Below are 17,269 nucleotides of genomic sequence, written 5' to 3'. Positions count from 1 at the left end.
ATCAAATGGGATTTGAACAGGCTTTGATTGATTTCTTTGAGCATATGGGCTTGTTGAACCTTACTATTGGGAATATCGTCATGATATTGGTTGGCTTAACTCTAGTCTACCTTGCCATAAGGTATAAGATGGAACCCCTACTCTTACTTCCAATTGGAATTAGCGCCGTTCTAGTTAATCTACCCCTTTCTCACATTGCTGATTGGCCCTTGGCTCCACAGCTCCCTCCAGATGTCCAGGGTAATATTTTCGCAACCTTAAGCTACTTGAACAAACAGTATGGTCCTCCAGGATTATTTGACTTGATATACTACCTCTTGATAAAGACAGAAGTAGTACCACTATTGATTTTCTTTGGTTTAGGGGCGATGACGGACTTTGGACCTATGATAGCTGACCCGAAGACCGCTCTCCTGGGCGCAGCGGCCCAAATTGGAGTTTTCGTCGCAATGCTAGTTGCCTTAGCATTAGGCTTCAACTTAAAAGAGGCCGCTTCAATAGGTATAATCGGAGGGGCCGACGGTCCAACCACGATTTACCTAACGACGAAACTAGCTCCCCACATACTTTCCGCAACGGCCGTAGCAGCTTATAGTTACATGAGCCTAGTTCCCCTAATCCAGCCTCCGGTTATTAAGGCCTTAACGACGCCAGAGGAGAGAAAAATTAGGATGGAACAATTGAGGCCAGTTTCAAAGAGGGAGAAGATATTATTCCCAATCGTCAGCATGATCGTCATTGGATTGCTTGTTCCATCGGCAGCACCCTTGATTGGAATGTTAATGATTGGTAACCTCTTTAGGGAAAGCGGTGTCGTTCAAAGGCTCAGTAAGGCCGCGCAGGAGGAGCTAATGAACATAGTCACGATATTCCTTGGTTTAGGTGTTGGCTCAACAATGAGGGCTGAGAGCTTTCTGACAGCTAAAACATTAATGATCTTAACCTTAGGTGTTGTTGCCTTTGCCTCAGCAACCGCTGGAGGAGTACTCTTTGGTAAGCTCATGATGAAAATTTCTGGAGGTAAAATTAATCCCATGATTGGAGCTGCTGGCGTTTCAGCAGTTCCAATGAGCGCTAGGGTTGTTCAGAGGCTTGCTAGTGAAGAAGATCCTGGAAACTTTATATTAATGCATGCAATGGGCCCAAACGTTGCTGGAGTCATAGGAACAGCAGTCGTCGCTGGGGTCTTCCTCTCGGCCCTTGGATGATCTTTCTTGCTTCTTTTGCATAACCCTTTTTAACTTCCTGATCTTTTATTTTTATATTGGGGATTGAGTATGGATTTCGCACTCTTTATGGAGAAATACGGATACAAAATCCTTCTAGCTGTAATATTCATTGGAATATTCGGGCTCATAGGTTATGTAATGTTTGGACTCTTAAAGATGATAAGTGGACTCGGAGTGTTAGGACTTGGAGCCGGATTGGCTTTGCTGATAGCTATGAGAATGCTTATAGCGGGAAGATATTATGAAGCTTACGGTGAAGCCATGGGGAAATACTTCTATGATAATAGAAGGAAGAATTAGGGAGTCACCTGGGTTCCTGTCTTTCCTTCAAGGGCTTCAACAGCTTTCTCAAGGTGAGCTATTATTGCTCTTTTTCCTCCATTTTTAATGAACCTTATTGCTGCAAGAACTTTAGGACCCATGCTTCCAGCCTTAAAGTGCCCCTCTTGGTAGTACTTCTCCAGTTCTTCCACCTTAACGTTTCTAAGCCAAGTTTCCTTCTCCGTTCCATAGTATAGGGCGGCCCCGTTGACATCCGTTAGTATCATAAGTATATCTGCATTAACCTCCTCGGCCAATTTTTCGCCAGCTAGATCTTTGTCTATCACGGCTTCAACGCCTTTTATTTCTCCATTCTCTTCAATTACGGGGACTCCTCCTCCCCCACTTGCTATAACTATAATCCCACTTTCGACGAGTCTTCTTATCGTTTCAGCCTCGACGTGTCCCTTGGGATCTGGGCTTGGGACAACCCTTCTCCATCCCCTTCCTGCATCTTCCTTGACAACCCATCCTTTCTCCTTTGCAAGTTTCTTTGCAGTTTTTTCATCATAGAATGGGCCTACAGGCTTCGTTGGATTTTGAAATGCTGGATCTTTTTTGTCAACTATCGTTTGAGTTATTATAGTGACAACTTCCTTTTCTATCCCTCTTTTCCTGAGTTCATTCCTCAACGCTTGTTGAATCATGTAACCTATCCATCCTTGGCTCATCGCCCCGGCAACATCCATGGGTTGGGCTGGTATTCCATGAAGGGATTGTCCCGCATCCATATGAAGGAGAATCGTCCCAACCTGAGGTCCGTTACCGTGAGTTATAACGACTTCGTAACCCCTCGCAATTATCTCAGCTATCTGTTTAGCCGTTTTCCTTACGTTCTCCATCATCTCATCATAAGTCCCTTTTTGCCCTCTCTGCTGGAGTGCGTTTCCTCCCAGGGCGATAACAACTCTCTCGGGCACGAGATTTCACCAAGAACTTTGTGGAAAAGCTTTAATAAAAGCCTTTGTTAGTTTTTACCCTTAATTTTCTGAAAAAACTCCGAGCTTTCTTGGACATTATTTTTAAAATTATAAAGGTTCAGATATAGGTATATAAAGGTTCTGTAGGTTGGGGATATTTGATAGTCCATATTATGTCGAAAATTTTATGGATGTAGGTAATAATCAAGGGTTCCTTTCCTGGGCTTTTGCACTATTTTAACTTCCCTCCCGAGGTGCTTTAATATCGCCTCAACTATCTTTGCTCCTATCCCTTCAACCTCCAATAACTCAGCTGGCCTCGCGTTTTTAATGCTCTCAAGATCTCTAAATCCGGCATTATAAAGTGCTCTAGCTCTCTTCCTTCCAATCATTGGAAGTTCCATTAGAGGTATTAACTCTTCCCTTATCCCATGTTTAACCCTAACTCTCAGAGTTTCAAGGTAATTTATAACATCCTGGGAATATTCCAGAGTTTTTGCTATCTCCTTAAGTGAGTAGACTAACCACTCAGCCGTCTCTACAATCCTGTAAATATCTCCCGGCTCAACGTTGAACTTTTCAACGATCTCCCCTTCTGGAACCTCGTTTATCCAAGCGTTTAGAACTAAAGCAGTTTTAAAGGCCCTTAAAAATTTCCTTTCGTCCTCCCAGTCGAGCTCGAAATATAGCCTATCCTTAAAGCTATAATATTCATCTTCAAGCATTGGGAGCTCCTTCTTCCCATAGGGTAAGGGTATTAGATCTGGTGTTAGAGAGATAACGTGGAGTATCCCCAGGGGATTAGGATCTTTCTCTATCTTGGGTAAGGTATCCTTGAAGATCTTAGCGGTCATCGGATCTATATAGAGTTTGGCCGTTCTAATTCCCAATGGAAGGGCCTTTATTTCATCATCTAGCGTTATTTCTATGAACTCGTTCTCGAGTAGGAAATACACTATATCTCTTATCCTATCCTCAAGCGTGTAGGGGTCTTTCCCCTGATAGGCATAGAAAGTTCTCTCCAGGAAGTCGTATATCTCCCTAAAACTTGAAAAATTGAAGGTCGCTATTAGAGCCAAGATCTGCCCCCTAAGAATACTCTCATTTGAAAGTTGGGAGAAAAGTTTTTCGGGTTTTCCTTTTATATACCGCTCCATAACCGTTGAGGGCTCTTCAGTTGTTGAAACTATTATCGCTTCACCAACTTCATCATACTTCGGTCTTCCAGCCCTACCCATCATCTGTTGAATCTCTAGAATAGGGATCCTCTCCATTCCGAACTCCGAGTATCTCCAGGTATCCCTAACTATGACACGAAATGCAGGGGTGTTTATGCCGGCCGAAAGAGTTGGAGTTGCAACTACTACCTTTATCAATCCTTTCTTAAAGTTCTCCTCGACTAGAACCCTTTCTTCTCTTCCCAGACCAGCATGATGGAAGGCCACTCCTCCCTGAAGAGCTTTCGCTAATTTTTCATTTGTTGGATTTTCTTCAAGGGATTCAGCGAGTTCTTTTAGTTCCCTAAGTTCTTTTTTAGTTAGAAAATTTCTTATCTTTTTCGATAGCTCCAGTGCTGTCTTTTCGGCTTTTCTTCTCATATTCACAAATACTAGGGATCCTTTGCTTCTTTTTATCGCATCGTAAACTAACTCCTCCCAGGAGTTAAATTTCTCTGTCTTTCCATCTTCCCAAAAAACGAATCCTTGGTAAAAAACTCCTCTTCTAAGCTTTACTGGTCTCCAATCACTTTTTATGAGCTTTGCATTTAGCCATTCCGCAAGCTCTTCTGGATTCCCTATCGTTGCTGAGAGGCCTATTATTTGAGCCCTATTTAACATCTGGGTTATTATAAATTCTAGGGTTGCTCCTCTATCTCTAGAACCTATTAGGTGGATCTCATCAACCACTAAAACTTTCACATTCCTTATCCAACTTGAACCATGCCTTAAAAGAGAATCAAACTTTTCGGCCGTTGCTATTATTATGTCGTATCCTCCTAGCCACTCATCTTTAGAATCGTAATCTCCGGTTGCCATGGCGACTTTTAGTCCGAGCTCTTCCCAATCTTTAAATTCCTTAAACTTCTCCTCTGCTAGGGCTTTTAGAGGAACTAGATAGACGGCCTTTCCACCTTCCTTCAAAAGCCTATTTACAATGGCTATCTCAGCTATTAAGGTCTTTCCGCTGGCCGTTGGTATTGCAATTAAGGCGTTTTCTCCTTTAAGGATACCGGAGGTTAGTGCCTCAGCTTGAGGGGGATAAAGCTCACTAATTCCCCTTTTCTTTAGGACTTCCTTTATCCTTTCATCAATCCTTAACTCTTCGACCTTCATTATGTACGCAGTCCTTATCTAGGTTTATAGTGTTTATGACTTGAGAATATAAGCAACTAGGATTAGGATTATAATCAAGATTATAACAACAAAAAGAGTTTCAAGTTTTGAATATTTTCTAAGCTCGTGAGCTTCCTTCTGATAAGTTCTAACCTTGTCTTCTGCGAGCCTCTCAGATCTTGAAATCGTATACTGATCGATTGGCATAGACTAGATTTTTAATGTTGGATCTTTTAAGGATTTTTAAGTTATTACTTAATTATTTAATTATTGAATTAAAGTTGAATATATTACAAGATCGAATTCTTCATCTCTCTACATCAATTATAGCAGAAGTTTTGTAAAGAATTTCTAATCGAAGCACTTAAATTGGTTAATTCTTATACAATATCTTGAAGGCTCAAAAATTTACCAGGAGGGCAGGATGAACAATGCACAGGCTCCAAATCCTTCAAGTGCAGAAATGCCACGAGGAATTCGAGAAAGCCATGGCCCTAGGTCAGTATGATAAGGCTAGGTTAATAGCACTTAGATGCTCCGAATTGTTAAGGAATCTAGCCTCTGAAAATTTAGATCTCTCTCATATACTCCTCGAAGAGGCAAAGAAGTGGGAAGATAAAGCCAGAAATATCAGAAAAAAGAAAGAAGCCAGGAATGAATATTTTGATAGATTAAAGGTTCTAATAAAGAAGAGCACTGTAACTTGGAATGACATTGGAGGGTTAAAAGAAGCTAAAAAGTTAATTGCACAAGCCGTTGGATTAAGCATTGCAAAATCTCCTATAGATCCACCCCAGGGAATACTTCTATTTGGCCCTCCAGGAACTGGAAAGAGCTTACTTGCAAGTGCTACTGCAAACAGTTTGAATGCAACATTCTTTAGCGTGAAGGCAAGTGACCTTCTCAGCAAGTACTTTGGGGAATCTTCAAAGTTGGTTTCAGCCCTCTTCTCCTTGGCCAGACAACTAAGTCCAAGTGTTATATTTATAGATGAAGTTGATTCCCTAACCATGAAAAGGTCAAGCCTGGATGATGCCGCTAGAAGAATGATTGGGACGTTATTAGCTGAAATTGATGGATTCAAAGATAAAAGGAGAAAGGTGATTGTACTTACAGCTACAAATACCCCCTGGGATCTTGACGAGGCCATGCTTTCTAGGTTGCCAATTAGAATTTACGTCCCCCTTCCGGATATACCCTCTGCTGTTGAGATCTTTAGAATCCATCTAAGGGGAATTCCCCATGAGGTATCGCTGAACAAGCTAGCTAAAGAAGCCGTTAAAAAGTTGTACTCTGGAAGGGAAATCGCAAATGTTGTAAAGCTAGCAACTATGAAGATGCTCGAGGAAATGAATCCCGAGCTCGTAGATCCCCTAAGAGTGGCTACGCTAAAGGGAAAGGATCTGACGACTAGACCTCTAACGATGGATGACTTTAGGTACGCAATGGCCAAGATAAAGAGTCCCATAACGAAGAGTGATGTTAAAAAATATGAGAAGTGGGCCAAGGAATTTGGAATTTAGTTAAGGCTTTATTCTCTAACCTTTAATTCTTCATGGGGATTTGAAATGTTTGAAAAGGGTTATGTCGATGAGAACTACATCAGAGTTCCCAAGGATAGACTTTTCTCTTTCATAGTCAGGGTACTAACTAAACTAGGAGTTCCAGAGGAGGATGCTAAGATAGTTGCAGATAACTTGGTGATGGCAGATCTGAGAGGGGTGGAGAGTCATGGAGTTCAGAGATTAAAGAGGTACGTGGATGGGATAATTAGCGGTGGGGTAAACCTTCATCCTAAAATAAGGGTTATCCGAGAAGGCCCTTCCTATGCCCTTATAGATGGGGATGAAGGCCTTGGCCAAGTAGTTGGATATAGGTCTATGAAACTCGCAATTAAGAAGGCTAAGGATACTGGGATTGGGATCGTCATTGCTAGGAACAGTAACCACTATGGGATAGCTGGATACTACGCCTTGATGGCCGCTGAAGAGGGGATGATCGGAATTAGCATGACGAACTCTAGGCCACTAGTTGCTCCAACAGGAGGAATTGAAAGGATCCTTGGCACGAATCCAATAGCTTTAGCAGCGCCCACGAAGGATAAGCCCTTTTTACTTGACATGGCAACCAGCGTAGTTCCGATAGGTAAACTCGAAGTCTACAGAAGAAAAGGAAAGGATATCCCTGAGGGATGGGCCATAAATAGAGAAGGGAATATAACTACTAAGGTCGAAGAGGTGTTCAATGGAGGGGCCCTTCTACCCCTTGGAGGGTTTGGAGAGCTACTTGGAGGACATAAAGGTTATGGGTTAAGTTTAATGGTCGATATACTTTCCGGAATACTCTCTGGTGGAACATGGAGTAAGTACGTTAAGAATACCAGTGAGAAGGGAAGTAATGTTTGTCACTTCTTCATGGTCATAGACATAGAGCATTTCATACCTCTAGAAGAATTTAAGGAGAAGATAAGTCAGATGATTGAGGAAATAAAGAGTTCGAGAAAGCATCCTGAATTTGAGAGGATATGGATCCATGGGGAGAAGGGATTTTTAACCATGGAGACTAGGCTTAAGCTCGGTATTCCGATCTATAGGAAGGTTCTCGAAGAGCTTAACGAGATAGCAAAAAGAGTTGGAGTTGAAGGTTTATGATAAGGGAAAAGGCCTTAGAATTTCATAAGAATAACTTCCCAGGAAATGGAAAGATAGAAGTTATTCCAAAGGTTTCCCTTGAGAGTAGGGAAGAGCTCACGCTCGCTTATACTCCTGGAGTCGCTGAACCCTGTAAGGAGATAGCTAGAGATCCCGGGAAGGTTTATGAGTACACCAGCAAAGGTAACCTGGTTGCTGTGGTTAGCGATGGAAGTAGAATACTTGGTCTCGGAAACATAGGGCCACTTGCGGGCCTTCCAGTCATGGAAGGAAAAGCCCTGCTTTTCAAGAGGTTTGGAGGAGTTGATGCATTCCCGATAATGATTAAAGAACAAGAGCCAAATAAGTTCATAGATATTGTGAAAGCAATAGCCCCAACCTTTGGTGGAATAAACCTCGAAGATATAGCATCGCCTAAGTGCTTTTACATACTTGAAAGATTAAGGGAGGAACTTGATATTCCCGTATTTCACGACGACCAACAGGGAACTGCAGCTGTAGTTCTTGCGGGGCTTTTAAACGCTCTCAAAGTTGTTGGGAAAAAGATAAGTGAGATAACACTAGCATTGTTTGGTGCTGGTGCTGCTGGATTCGCTACACTGAGAATACTAACGGAAGCCGGAGTTAAGCCAGAGAACGTTAGGGTTGTTGAACTCGTTAATGGGAAACCCAGGATTCTAACGAGCGATCTTGATTTAGAAAAGTTGTTCCCATACAGGGGATGGCTGCTCAAGAAGACGAACGGTGAGAACATAGAGGGAGGTCCCCAGGAAGCCCTCAAAGATGCAGACGTGCTCATATCCTTTACAAGACCAGGCCCTGGTGTAATAAAGCCTCAATGGATAGAGAAAATGAATGAAGATGCAATAGTTTTTCCTCTAGCAAATCCAGTTCCTGAAATTTTACCTGAGGAAGCAAAGAAAGCTGGAGCTAGAATAGTGGCCACGGGAAGGAGCGATTACCCGAATCAAATAAACAACCTCCTAGGATTTCCAGGGATTTTTAGGGGAGCTTTAGATGTAAGGGCTAGAACGATAACGGATAGTATGATAATAGCTGCAGCTAAGGCCATAGCTAGCATCGTTGAGGAGCCAAGCGAAGAAAACATAATACCATCCCCTCTAAATCCTATAGTCTACGCGAGAGAAGCCAGAGCGGTTGCGGAGGAAGCTATGAAGGAGGGGGTTGCCAGAACAAAGGTTAAAGGGGAGTGGGTGGAAGAACATACAATAAGGCTAATAGAGTTTTACGAGAATGTCATCGCTCCTATAAATAAGAAAAGGAGGGAGTACTCCAAAGCAATCACTCGAGCTTAGTTACCTTTTCAAGCTCTGGAATCACGAAGTCTAGCTCGAGTTGCTTAAGTGTCTCCTTCTTTGGAATTCCTCTTTCATCCCATCCCCTAATTCTATAGTACTCCGAAAGTAATGCATCATACTTATCCCTATCCAAGTGCTGTCCCTTGTATGGGCCACTCTTCAATCCCTCGTTGAACCACCTCTTTGGTGGATAATCCATTTCTCTGCTCCAGTTACCGTTGAATTCTCTAACCCAGTAAGCCCTTATTAATGCGTAAACCCTGTCAGCTGCTTTGTATAGGTCATCCCATGTATAGGTAACTCCAGTTATAGCCTTAAGCAACTTCGGATAGTACTCCAGGCTTAATCCAATTTCAACCCATGGTAATCTACATGCGGTGAGCATCTCGAAGAGTCCTCCCCTGAGCCTCTGGAGTTCAACCACCTTCTGGGCCTTTATTGGATCGTAGCTTATCTTGTATTCAACCTTCTCGGCCTGCTCTCCTTCTATCGGTGCAGTTCCAATCTCCCAAGCTATAACCCAAGCTTCCTTATGGTGAGCTCCTATTGAGCTCGTTCCATAGGCTAAGGCCATTCCTGGGTAGATGTAACAATTGTAACCGCTGACCTCTAGCCCTTTCACGTGCATTGCAAAGCTGTCATCTCCAAGCTTTTCGGCCATCCTCTTAACTCCTTCCGCAGCAAAGTTTCCAAGTTCTGTTCTTCTATAAGCTATGTTCAAGGCTAGTTCTTTGGCCTTCTTGAAGTCTCCAAACTCTGGGGCTTCATCATCCTTTATTAATCCCCTCTCTTTAGCTTCCATAACGAAGCCCAGAACTCCTCCAAGGCTTATGGTATCCATACCCATATCGTCAGCTATCCTGTTGAGAACGGCAACTTCGTTAAGCTTCCCGATTCCGAGGTTAGATCCTAACAATGCGACGTTCTCATAGTCCAATTCACTTTCCTGCCCCTCGGCATCAAGGACTACGTTCCCACAGGGCATATTACAGTATGGACATCCCCTCTGATTGATCTTCATACCTTCCATGGTGTATCCATCGATAGGCCTTGCAAGCTCGAAGATTCCATCGCTGAAGTTCCTGGTTGGTAGTGCGGAGTTTTCATTCGCCCACTCAATAGTTGCCATAGTACCTTGCCTCTTCCAGAATGGATATCCTGGAGCGTTTAGTATATCGGTATAGGCCTCTTGACTAAGCTTCTTCAGCTCATCTTTATCCGCAACGGGAATATCTTTAGTTCCCCTTACAACGATAGCCTTGAGCTTCTTGCTTCCCATTACCGCACCCATTCCAGGTCTTCCCGCTGCTCTCCCTTCTTGGGATATAACAACTGCGAACTTAACTAAGTTCTCTCCAGCAGGTCCTATGCTTAGAACTCCAACGTTCTTACCGTGGATCTTCTTTAGCTCCTTCTCTGTTTCGAAGGTTCCTTTCCCCCAAAGCCCCTCAGCACTTAGAATGCTCACGTTATCATCCTCAATGTAGAGATAGACTGGCTTCTTAGCTTTTCCCTCGATGACTAAAGCATCGTACCCGGCCCTTCTTAGGTGGACTGAGGCCATGGTTCCTAAGTTACCGTCGCCATAACCTCCAGTTAGCGGACTCTTAGCGGCCACTACGAGCTTACCACCACTTGGTGTTGGAAGGCCGTTGAAGGGTCCCGCAGCAATAACGAGCTTGTTCTCTGGGCTTAGAGGGTCAACGCCCTTAACTTCGTTCCAAAGAATCCATGCAGCTAGGCCTCTTCCACCAATAAACTTCTTCGCGATCTCTTCGGGATATTCTTGGACTTTAACTTCCCCTGTAGTTAAGTTAACCCTCAGAATCCTGCCCCACCATCCTTTCATGAAGTTCACCATCTTGACATTTTTAAACTAAATTTCATAAATATTTTGGAATGAAATCCGTTTAACAGTAATTATGAAAGTTAATCTAAATGTTTACATGTTCATTTAAAAAGAGCGGAGATCTAATGAAGAGGGGAGGGAAGATGGGAAGACTTCCCCAGCTTTTCGTTGAGGTTGAGAGAGAAGAATGCCTTGAAGGGGATAAGGTCAAGTACGAGTGTATAATCATTCAGGATAACATTGAAGTTAAGCTGAAAGAAGGAGAAAGAGTTCCAGATTTCATAAACATTGAAAGGGCCAAATTCCTAGCTAAAGAAATTTACGACCGCTTCCACTTCTACGTTGATCAATACGAGCACAAGATGAGGGTTGACGCGATAATAGTGTATCCCGATAGAAGAACGAAGATGTACTTAAGGAAAGGAGATGAGTTAATGCTGTTACCCGTTGAAGGTTACGTTGTTACTCTGATAGCCGACGTTGGGAACAGGGTTAGGAAAGGGGATCCATTTGCAGCTATAACGACCAGAAAGGGGGAGGTTCACTACTTAAAGCCACCAAAACCTGGTACTGTAGTTTACATAGACGAGTTCACGAATAGGCCCCACTACGTTTACTACATACTTCCGGAGGAATAAGGATGAAGCGAAGGTACTCAATTTTGATCATCTTACTGGTGGCCATCTTTTACAGGATGATAACATTTAGATTTAAGTACCTACTAGGCTACGATCCCTACTTTCACCTAGCCTATATAGAGGAAGTTAATAAGGTTGGGAAGTGGATAAACTTCTTGACGTTTGCAGGTGGTCCCTGGGGATATCAAGTTAAGCTGTTCCACCCCTTGGGGCTCTGGATGACACCGCTTTATCTGTACAAGCTCCTGAAGGTTTTTGGAGTTTCCCTTACAACAACCTTTAAGATAACTCCAGTAATATTTGGAGTATTGACGGTTATATTCCTCTACTTGTCTCTACTAAAGCTTTATGATGAAAAGAGAGCATTCTTTGGGGGCTTTTTCCTTGCAATTAGTTATGGGCATGTATTTCGTTCCATGGCCAATTATTATAGGGGAGACAACTATATGCTTTTCTGGTATTCCGTGGCCTTATTAGGAATTTCGTTGGCCCTGGGAATTAAAAAGGGAAAATGGAAATACAAGAGGCTAATCTTTTATACCCTTCCAGTCCTCGCCAGCGGATTCTCGGCCATATTCTGGCAGGCTTATTACCCGATCTTTGCATTCCTCCTCTCAAATGCACTATTATTGGCCGTTGGGGCTTTTATACTCAAAAAAGATAAGTACTTGTTGGATTCCATTATTTTAATTCTATCAACAGCGTTTGGGGTTTTACTGGCCAATTACCTGGGAGGAATATTTGGGTATGGAATGCTTGGATATGCTAAGTGGCTTGGAAAGAGCGTTGCTAAGAAATTAGGACTCGAATTTGGGTACCTAAAAGATGTCTATTTGATACTTCATTTGAAATATCTAGTCCCGATAAGTTTATCCTTTGTCCTAGTTCTAATACTACTTGGATTTCTGACTAAGGATATAAGGATTAGGAGCTTATTCCTGGGAATTGCTTCATTTATTGGGATAATTATCCTATTCAAGAGGTTTGAAGCCCTAAAGGAACTGTCAACTGGTTTTGGAATATTTAAGGAAGCTCCAATACTTGAGACTCAACCCACTAGCTTTAAAGATCTATGGGCCGCTTTCTCGCTTAGCTTTTTCCTAACTCCTCTATTCTTTATTAGGTTCAAAAAGCCAAGAGTTGAAGACTTTTTGACCTTGGGTTTAATAATTCCAAGCGTTTACATGTTAAAGACGTGGACGAGATTTCTCTTTATAGGCTCTATGGCCATAGCTATTATGAGCGGAATTGGAATTGTAGAGCTATATGAGGCTATAAAGCCGAGATTAAATGGAAAGAAAGCCTTAGCTACCGGAATAATTACCCTGGTAATTTTACCCGGTGTTATTGCTGGACTCTCATTTAAAGAAGTTTGCTCCTTGCATCCGGAAATGAATGAAGCTTGGGAAAGGGCCCTAAAATGGTTGAAGAATAATTCAAATGAGAATGATGTAATTTTAGCATGGTGGGATTGGGGACATTTCATAACGTACTACGCTAGAAGGAGCCCCATAGCCCAGGGAGGCCCAAGCGTTGGAGTGGCTTTATATCTCCTTGGAAAGCTTAACGAAAATTGGGCCATTAACTTAGGTGTTGATTACGTCATAGTATCCTATTATGATTTCCTTAAATTTGGTGCCATACTCAGCACGGCGAATCTCAGTAAGAGGTATAACATAAGGGGTTATGGGTTGGTGGTTCTTCCATTAAGGGCATCTACTGGAGCTTTAATATTTGAGAATAGGGGATATAGGGCAATAGTTAGGCACGACAAAAGCTGGAATGCAGTAATAATCTATAATGGTCAGATGATCTATCCTAGGAAGTTGTACGTAGAGCATAAAGAAGGGGTGCAGGAAATAAAGCCCCCGGAGAGCAACTCGAACACATATCTTTACGTCAACTTGAACTACGGATATGCAATATTTATGAACGGGAATGCATTTAATACAACCTTAGTTAGGCTATTCATTACCCCCGAAAAGCCCTATAAGCTTGTTTACTCAGACGGTGGGTTAATAAAGATCTTTAAGCTAGAGCATCCAAACGTTAAGGTAGAGAGAAGGGAAAGCAACGTAATTCTAAATTTTGAAAATGGAACAAGTTTAGGGTTGTACTTCTTCCTAGATAACGGAACGATGGTGCTTAGCAAGTGGTACAATGTTAAAGGTAAAAACGAATTCATAGTTCCAAAGGTTAATGCAAGTGTTGCTAGGTATGTGCTTAAGCGGGGTAAGAAAGTAGTTGATAGGGGAGTATTCAGGTTGAGTTATAATTAGAGGGAAACAAGGATAGCGCCGAGAACTATGAGTAATGCCCCTATAACGGTTTTTATATTCATCTCACTTCCAAGTACCAGCCAAGAGAGGAAGATCGCTAAAGCAACGCTAGTCTTATCTATGGCTACAACGGCAGGAACTCTTCCATTCTTTATGGCCATGAAATAGAAGAGCCAGGATAGGGCCCCTGACACTCCGGAGAGCGTTATGAAAAGAATTGAGTACCTATTTATTCCGCTCATTTTAGGTTTTACAAAGAAAGTTACAGTCACGAGGAATATGGCCATTATTATAGCCCTAATCGTGGTTGCCATTGTTGGATCAACGTCTTTGAGTCCAATCTTTCCAAAGATAGGAACTAAGGAAGCAAAGAAAGCTGCGAGAACTGCATAGATGAGATAGGCTTGCATGATTGTCACCTTATAGCGTAAGTGTTAAAGCTTTATAAGTCTATACTTTCTCTAAGTTCTTTTTGTTCTGTTTCGTTATAAGCCCATATTTTGGAGTTATCTTAACACTTTCACGTTTCTCATAGAACTTTTATTACATCTTTATACAATGATTCTTTCCATTTAATCTCGAAGAATCAAAAATTATTAAATCTATAGATTTTGCTCTAGGAAGTTCATTGATACGAAAACTTTTTAAATCCAATCTTCAGGAAAAGTATTGGACGTGCCCCGGTGGTGTAGCCCGGTCAATCATGCGGGACTCTCGATCCCGCGACCCGGGTTCAAATCCCGGCCGGGGCACCATGTGGGCCCGTGGCTCAGCCTGGTTAGAGCGCCCGCCTGATAAGCGGGAGGTCCGGGGTTCGAAGCCCCGCGGGCCCACCAGAATTTTTGCTTGAACTTGAATTTCGTGCCCTTAAATTCAAAAGGGTTCTGGAGCTTTAGCTTGTGGTTGCTTGTACTCCCTAGGTACGAAAGAATAATCCTTTAAAGAAAATAGATAAAGATCACTTTCTCTCGTATAATCCAACTAATTCACCATACTGAATCACATGCCCTTCCATAGCTTTTTCAAGCTCTTTTCTACTGGCTCCTGGTTTTAAGTTTAATGTCGTGTCAAGAGCGTAGACCTTGAAGTGATAGTGGTGAACTCCATGTCCTCTGGGGGGACATGGTCCATTGTACCCTATCCTTCCAAAATCGTTCCTTCCTTGAATTATGTGAATTGGTTTATCTACTTCTCCCTGCTTAGGAATTCCCTCTGGGATTTCGGTAACAGGAGGAATATTCCAGGCTATCCAATGAGTGAAGGTTCCCATTGGTGCATCTGGATCGTCAACTATGATTACTAGGCTCTTCACGTTATCGCTTAATCCCTCTATCTTTAAGGGAGGGTTTATGTCCACTCCTTCACATGTATACTTAGCAGGAATAAACTCATTGTTTCCGAAGACTGAGCTTACCTTAAGGGACATCTTCTCTTCACCTCCTCCTATACACCCCATCCCAAGGATTACGAGGGTAGCTAGGACTATAGGTATCAAGGATTTCATAATAGGAGGTACACCTACAAGGATAAAAGACTTTCTAGTTATAAGGGCCACCAAGGACTTAGAATATCCTTAACTTCCTCAACTACCTTTAGGGTTTCATAGCTGGGCTGCCCTTCATCTCTTTTGATTTTATCTTCCTCGTAGCCCATAATAAAAGCTGGAAAACCTCTCTTTAATCCAGAGCTGTAACCTCCCTCTAATATCAATACCAAAGGATACTTCCTTAATGTAACTCCAGCGTAAGAATAAAAGATCTCGGTAAGCTTTAATGTTGTCAATCCATCTCCCTTAAAACCATCAAAACCTGCGGATACTATAATAACCTTAGGTTTAACTCTCTCAACTATCGGAAGCACAATTTCATTCCATGCATAGATATAATCTCCATCATCGGAGTAATGGGGCATTGGGATGTTTATTTTACTTCCCCGAGCATTATACCCTCCAATTTCGTTAACATCTCCGCTTCCGGGATAGATATCCCTCTCATGTAGATCTACATGAACTACCTCAGGATCGTTCCAAAATATTTCCTGGGTTCCGTTACCATGGTGGGCATCAAAGTCTATGATCAATGCTTCCCCAGTTTCCTCTTTACATGTTAAAGCGGCCATAGCGGAGTTATTAAATATACAAAATCCCAGGGTTGGTGCTCCTAGAGCTCTTCCTCTCCTCCCTGCATGGTGTCCAGGAGGCCTAACGAGGGCCATATTAAGTCCTCCATACTCCAGTGCAGAGAGGGTTGCTAACCTGGAAGCCCCTAAGGCTAGCATAGCGACCTCCCATGTTCTTTGATTAACGTATGTATCAGCATCTAAGTATCCTCCTCCATTAAGGGAGAGCCCCCTTATCCTTTTCACGTATTCCGGATCATGTATCTTATATATCTGGGCTTCATCTATGGGTAAGGGCTCGACAATTTGATTTTCAAGTCCTAACTCCCTAATAGCTGTAAGAATAATCCATAGCCTTCCTGGATTCTCAGGATGATAATTTTTAGGTTTATGTAGGAGAAACTTCCTGGAATAATAGATCTCTCCAATCATATGAACCTAGAATATTATGCAAGATCTGATATATAAAAATTAGGGTTAAAGAGAAATACCAGCTTTTTCCAAGGCGGCCTTAACTTCCTCGTCACTAGCGCCTCTCGGGATGTCAATCTTCTCGGGAAGAGGTTCGAGGTGCTTTATGTTCATCCTCCTTCTTTTAACCTTGTTAAGCCCTGCCCCAGTTACTAAAACGAAGTTCTTGTCTATGATGTCAACTATAACGCACTTCTGCCCAGCCCTTCTTCCAGCTATAATAACGGCGATCCTTCCAACATCTATTGCAGGCATTCATCCCACCTCCTTCTCTTTTTTCGACCCCGCGTCGCCGACGGGGTCGAGGTGGTCTATAGCGGCTTTAACTATAGCGAATACACCTTCAGGAGACCATTTCGACGTGTTTATTATTAAATCATATATGGACAAATCGTTGATGTCGATACCATAAAGGTTTAAATATCTTTTCCTGTTTTGCATTTCCCTCTCAGCTATTTTCATAAAAGCTTCCTCGACGCTTATACCTTCCCTCTTGGCAACCCTTTCAGCCCTAACCCTTATTGGAGCATCAAGCCAGATTTTGAGGTCAGCATTCTTAACCATCCATCCGGCTAATCTTCCTTCTATAACCACGTTCCCTTCTTTCGCTGCTTCTATTTGTCTCCTGTCTACTTCTCTGTCTATCTCTGGATGAAGTTCAGCGTACTTCTGAAACTCCTCAAGGCTCATTCCCTTTTCTTTGGCCATCTGTCTGAATATCAGCCCAGCGTAGACATGCTTAAGGCCATAATGTTCAGCTATTTTCTTTGAAAGTGTTGTAGTTCCGGAGCCTGCTAATCCGCTAACGGTTATCACTAGCTTGTCCTTTGGCATGATTCACCCCTTCATTATCTGAGACCTTATCTGTTCCTTCATTACCCTGCGCATGCATCTTGGGCATAGGTACGGCATAGGCCTCTCGGGCCTCTTCTTTGTCTTGGGTAGCTTCCTCATCTCAACGGGTCTTCCCCTTGGAATCCCATTCAAGGGCCTACCGCAGATCGCACAGTGGGCTATCTTTGGCTTCTTTCTCTCAAAGTGTACTACGACCCTTCCCCCAGGGGTTCTTACGTACTTCCTTCTCCATGATCTTGACCTGTACATTGGCTTCATGCTCTCCACCTCGGATTACGCTAAAACC

General features: G+C 42.6%; 17 protein-coding genes and 2 tRNA genes. 9 read left to right on the top strand and 10 right to left on the bottom strand.

Features of this window, described 5'->3' with window-relative positions:
- Positions 1–5: 5 nt before the first annotated feature.
- Positions 6–1,208, top strand: a complete 1,203-nt coding sequence (locus PH_RS06030) for a sodium ion-translocating decarboxylase subunit beta (protein ID WP_010885370.1) — start codon at positions 6–8, stop codon at positions 1,206–1,208.
- A gap of 69 nt (positions 1,209–1,277) precedes the next feature.
- Positions 1,278–1,529 (top strand): hypothetical protein, encoded by a 252-nt coding sequence (locus PH_RS06025; RefSeq protein ID WP_048053350.1) that lies wholly within the window; start codon positions 1,278–1,280, stop codon positions 1,527–1,529.
- Here the strand turns inward: PH_RS06025 and arcC are convergent.
- The 3 genes from arcC to PH_RS09835 all read right to left on the bottom strand — a co-directional run bounded on the left by arcC (position 1,526) and on the right by PH_RS09835 (position 5,010).
- Positions 1,526–2,470, bottom strand: a complete 945-nt coding sequence (gene arcC, locus PH_RS06020; protein WP_010885368.1) for a carbamate kinase — start codon at positions 2,468–2,470, stop codon at positions 1,526–1,528. The two genes, PH_RS06025 and arcC, sit on opposite strands and share 4 nt — an antisense overlap.
- A 185-nt stretch (positions 2,471–2,655) precedes the next feature.
- Positions 2,656–4,803, bottom strand: a complete 2,148-nt coding sequence (locus tag PH_RS06015) for an ATP-dependent DNA helicase (RefSeq protein WP_010885366.1) — start codon at positions 4,801–4,803, stop codon at positions 2,656–2,658.
- Between the two features lie 33 nt (positions 4,804–4,836).
- On the bottom strand, positions 4,837–5,010 hold the full coding sequence (locus tag PH_RS09835; RefSeq protein WP_158298164.1) for a hypothetical protein: 174 nt from the start codon (positions 5,008–5,010) through the stop codon (positions 4,837–4,839).
- 224 nt (positions 5,011–5,234) lie between these two features.
- Here PH_RS09835 and PH_RS06010 point away from each other — a divergent pair, with 224 nt between their 5' ends.
- Genes PH_RS06010 through PH_RS06000 form a run of 3 tightly spaced genes read left to right on the top strand, consistent with a single transcriptional unit; the run spans position 5,235 to position 8,770 of the window.
- A complete protein-coding gene (locus tag PH_RS06010) occupies positions 5,235–6,326 on the top strand; it encodes an ATP-binding protein (protein WP_010885365.1) in 1,092 nt (363 codons plus the stop codon).
- A gap of 45 nt (positions 6,327–6,371) precedes the next feature.
- Positions 6,372–7,454, top strand: a complete 1,083-nt coding sequence (locus tag PH_RS06005; protein ID WP_010885364.1) for an Ldh family oxidoreductase — start codon at positions 6,372–6,374, stop codon at positions 7,452–7,454.
- Positions 7,451–8,770, top strand: a complete 1,320-nt coding sequence (locus PH_RS06000) for an NAD(P)-dependent malic enzyme (RefSeq protein WP_010885363.1) — start codon at positions 7,451–7,453, stop codon at positions 8,768–8,770. The genes PH_RS06005 and PH_RS06000 overlap by 4 nt, the downstream gene beginning before the upstream one ends.
- On the opposite strand, the gene for is transcribed toward PH_RS06000, so the two are convergent.
- Positions 8,757–10,622, bottom strand: a complete 1,866-nt coding sequence (gene for, locus PH_RS05995) for a tungsten-containing formaldehyde ferredoxin oxidoreductase (RefSeq protein WP_048053349.1) — start codon at positions 10,620–10,622, stop codon at positions 8,757–8,759. The genes PH_RS06000 and for overlap by 14 nt on opposite strands.
- Positions 10,623–10,765: 143 nt before the next feature.
- On the opposite strand from for, the gene PH_RS05990 reads away from it, so the two are divergent.
- Both PH_RS05990 and PH_RS05985 read left to right on the top strand, forming a co-directional pair.
- Entirely contained in the window at positions 10,766–11,260 is a 495-nt protein-coding gene (locus tag PH_RS05990) for a DUF2118 family protein (RefSeq protein WP_048053590.1), read from the top strand.
- A 2-nt stretch (positions 11,261–11,262) separates the two neighbouring features.
- Positions 11,263–13,539 (top strand): STT3 domain-containing protein, encoded by a 2,277-nt coding sequence (locus PH_RS05985; RefSeq protein ID WP_010885360.1) that lies wholly within the window; start codon positions 11,263–11,265, stop codon positions 13,537–13,539.
- Here the strand turns inward: PH_RS05985 and PH_RS05980 are convergent.
- The gene (locus tag PH_RS05980; RefSeq protein ID WP_048053348.1) at positions 13,536–13,949 is read right to left on the bottom strand and encodes an EamA family transporter; all 414 of its coding nucleotides are present in this window, start codon (positions 13,947–13,949) and stop codon (positions 13,536–13,538) included. The two genes, PH_RS05985 and PH_RS05980, sit on opposite strands and share 4 nt — an antisense overlap.
- Before the next feature lie 267 nt (positions 13,950–14,216).
- On the opposite strand from PH_RS05980, the gene PH_RS05975 reads away from it, so the two are divergent.
- Both PH_RS05975 and PH_RS05970 read left to right on the top strand, forming a co-directional pair.
- Positions 14,217–14,294 (top strand) — tRNA-Glu (locus PH_RS05975).
- Positions 14,295–14,297: 3 nt separating this feature from the next.
- Positions 14,298–14,375 (top strand) — tRNA-Ile (locus PH_RS05970).
- A gap of 122 nt (positions 14,376–14,497) precedes the next feature.
- Here PH_RS05970 and PH_RS05965 read toward each other — a convergent pair.
- From PH_RS05965 to PH_RS05945, 5 genes are read right to left on the bottom strand one after another with little or no spacing between them, the layout of a single operon-like run.
- Entirely contained in the window at positions 14,498–15,043 is a 546-nt protein-coding gene (locus PH_RS05965; RefSeq protein ID WP_048053347.1) for a YbhB/YbcL family Raf kinase inhibitor-like protein, read from the bottom strand.
- Between the two features lie 38 nt (positions 15,044–15,081).
- Positions 15,082–16,089, bottom strand: a complete 1,008-nt coding sequence (locus PH_RS05960) for a histone deacetylase family protein (RefSeq protein ID WP_010885357.1) — start codon at positions 16,087–16,089, stop codon at positions 15,082–15,084.
- A gap of 45 nt (positions 16,090–16,134) precedes the next feature.
- The gene (locus tag PH_RS05955) at positions 16,135–16,383 is read right to left on the bottom strand and encodes a 50S ribosomal protein L14e (protein WP_010868268.1); all 249 of its coding nucleotides are present in this window, start codon (positions 16,381–16,383) and stop codon (positions 16,135–16,137) included.
- Positions 16,384–16,962, bottom strand: a complete 579-nt coding sequence (cmk, locus tag PH_RS05950; RefSeq protein ID WP_010885356.1) for a (d)CMP kinase — start codon at positions 16,960–16,962, stop codon at positions 16,384–16,386.
- Between the two features lie 3 nt (positions 16,963–16,965).
- Positions 16,966–17,241, bottom strand: coding sequence for a 50S ribosomal protein L34e (locus tag PH_RS05945; protein WP_048053346.1), 276 nt, complete (start codon positions 17,239–17,241; stop codon positions 16,966–16,968).
- Positions 17,242–17,269 lie beyond the last annotated feature (28 nt).

The organism is Pyrococcus horikoshii OT3, from assembly GCF_000011105.1.
Classification (GTDB): Archaea; Methanobacteriota_B; Thermococci; order Thermococcales; family Thermococcaceae; genus Pyrococcus; species Pyrococcus horikoshii.
The sequence above is the reverse complement of the archived record's forward strand: the minus strand, read 5'-3'. Positions and strand labels throughout refer to the sequence as shown.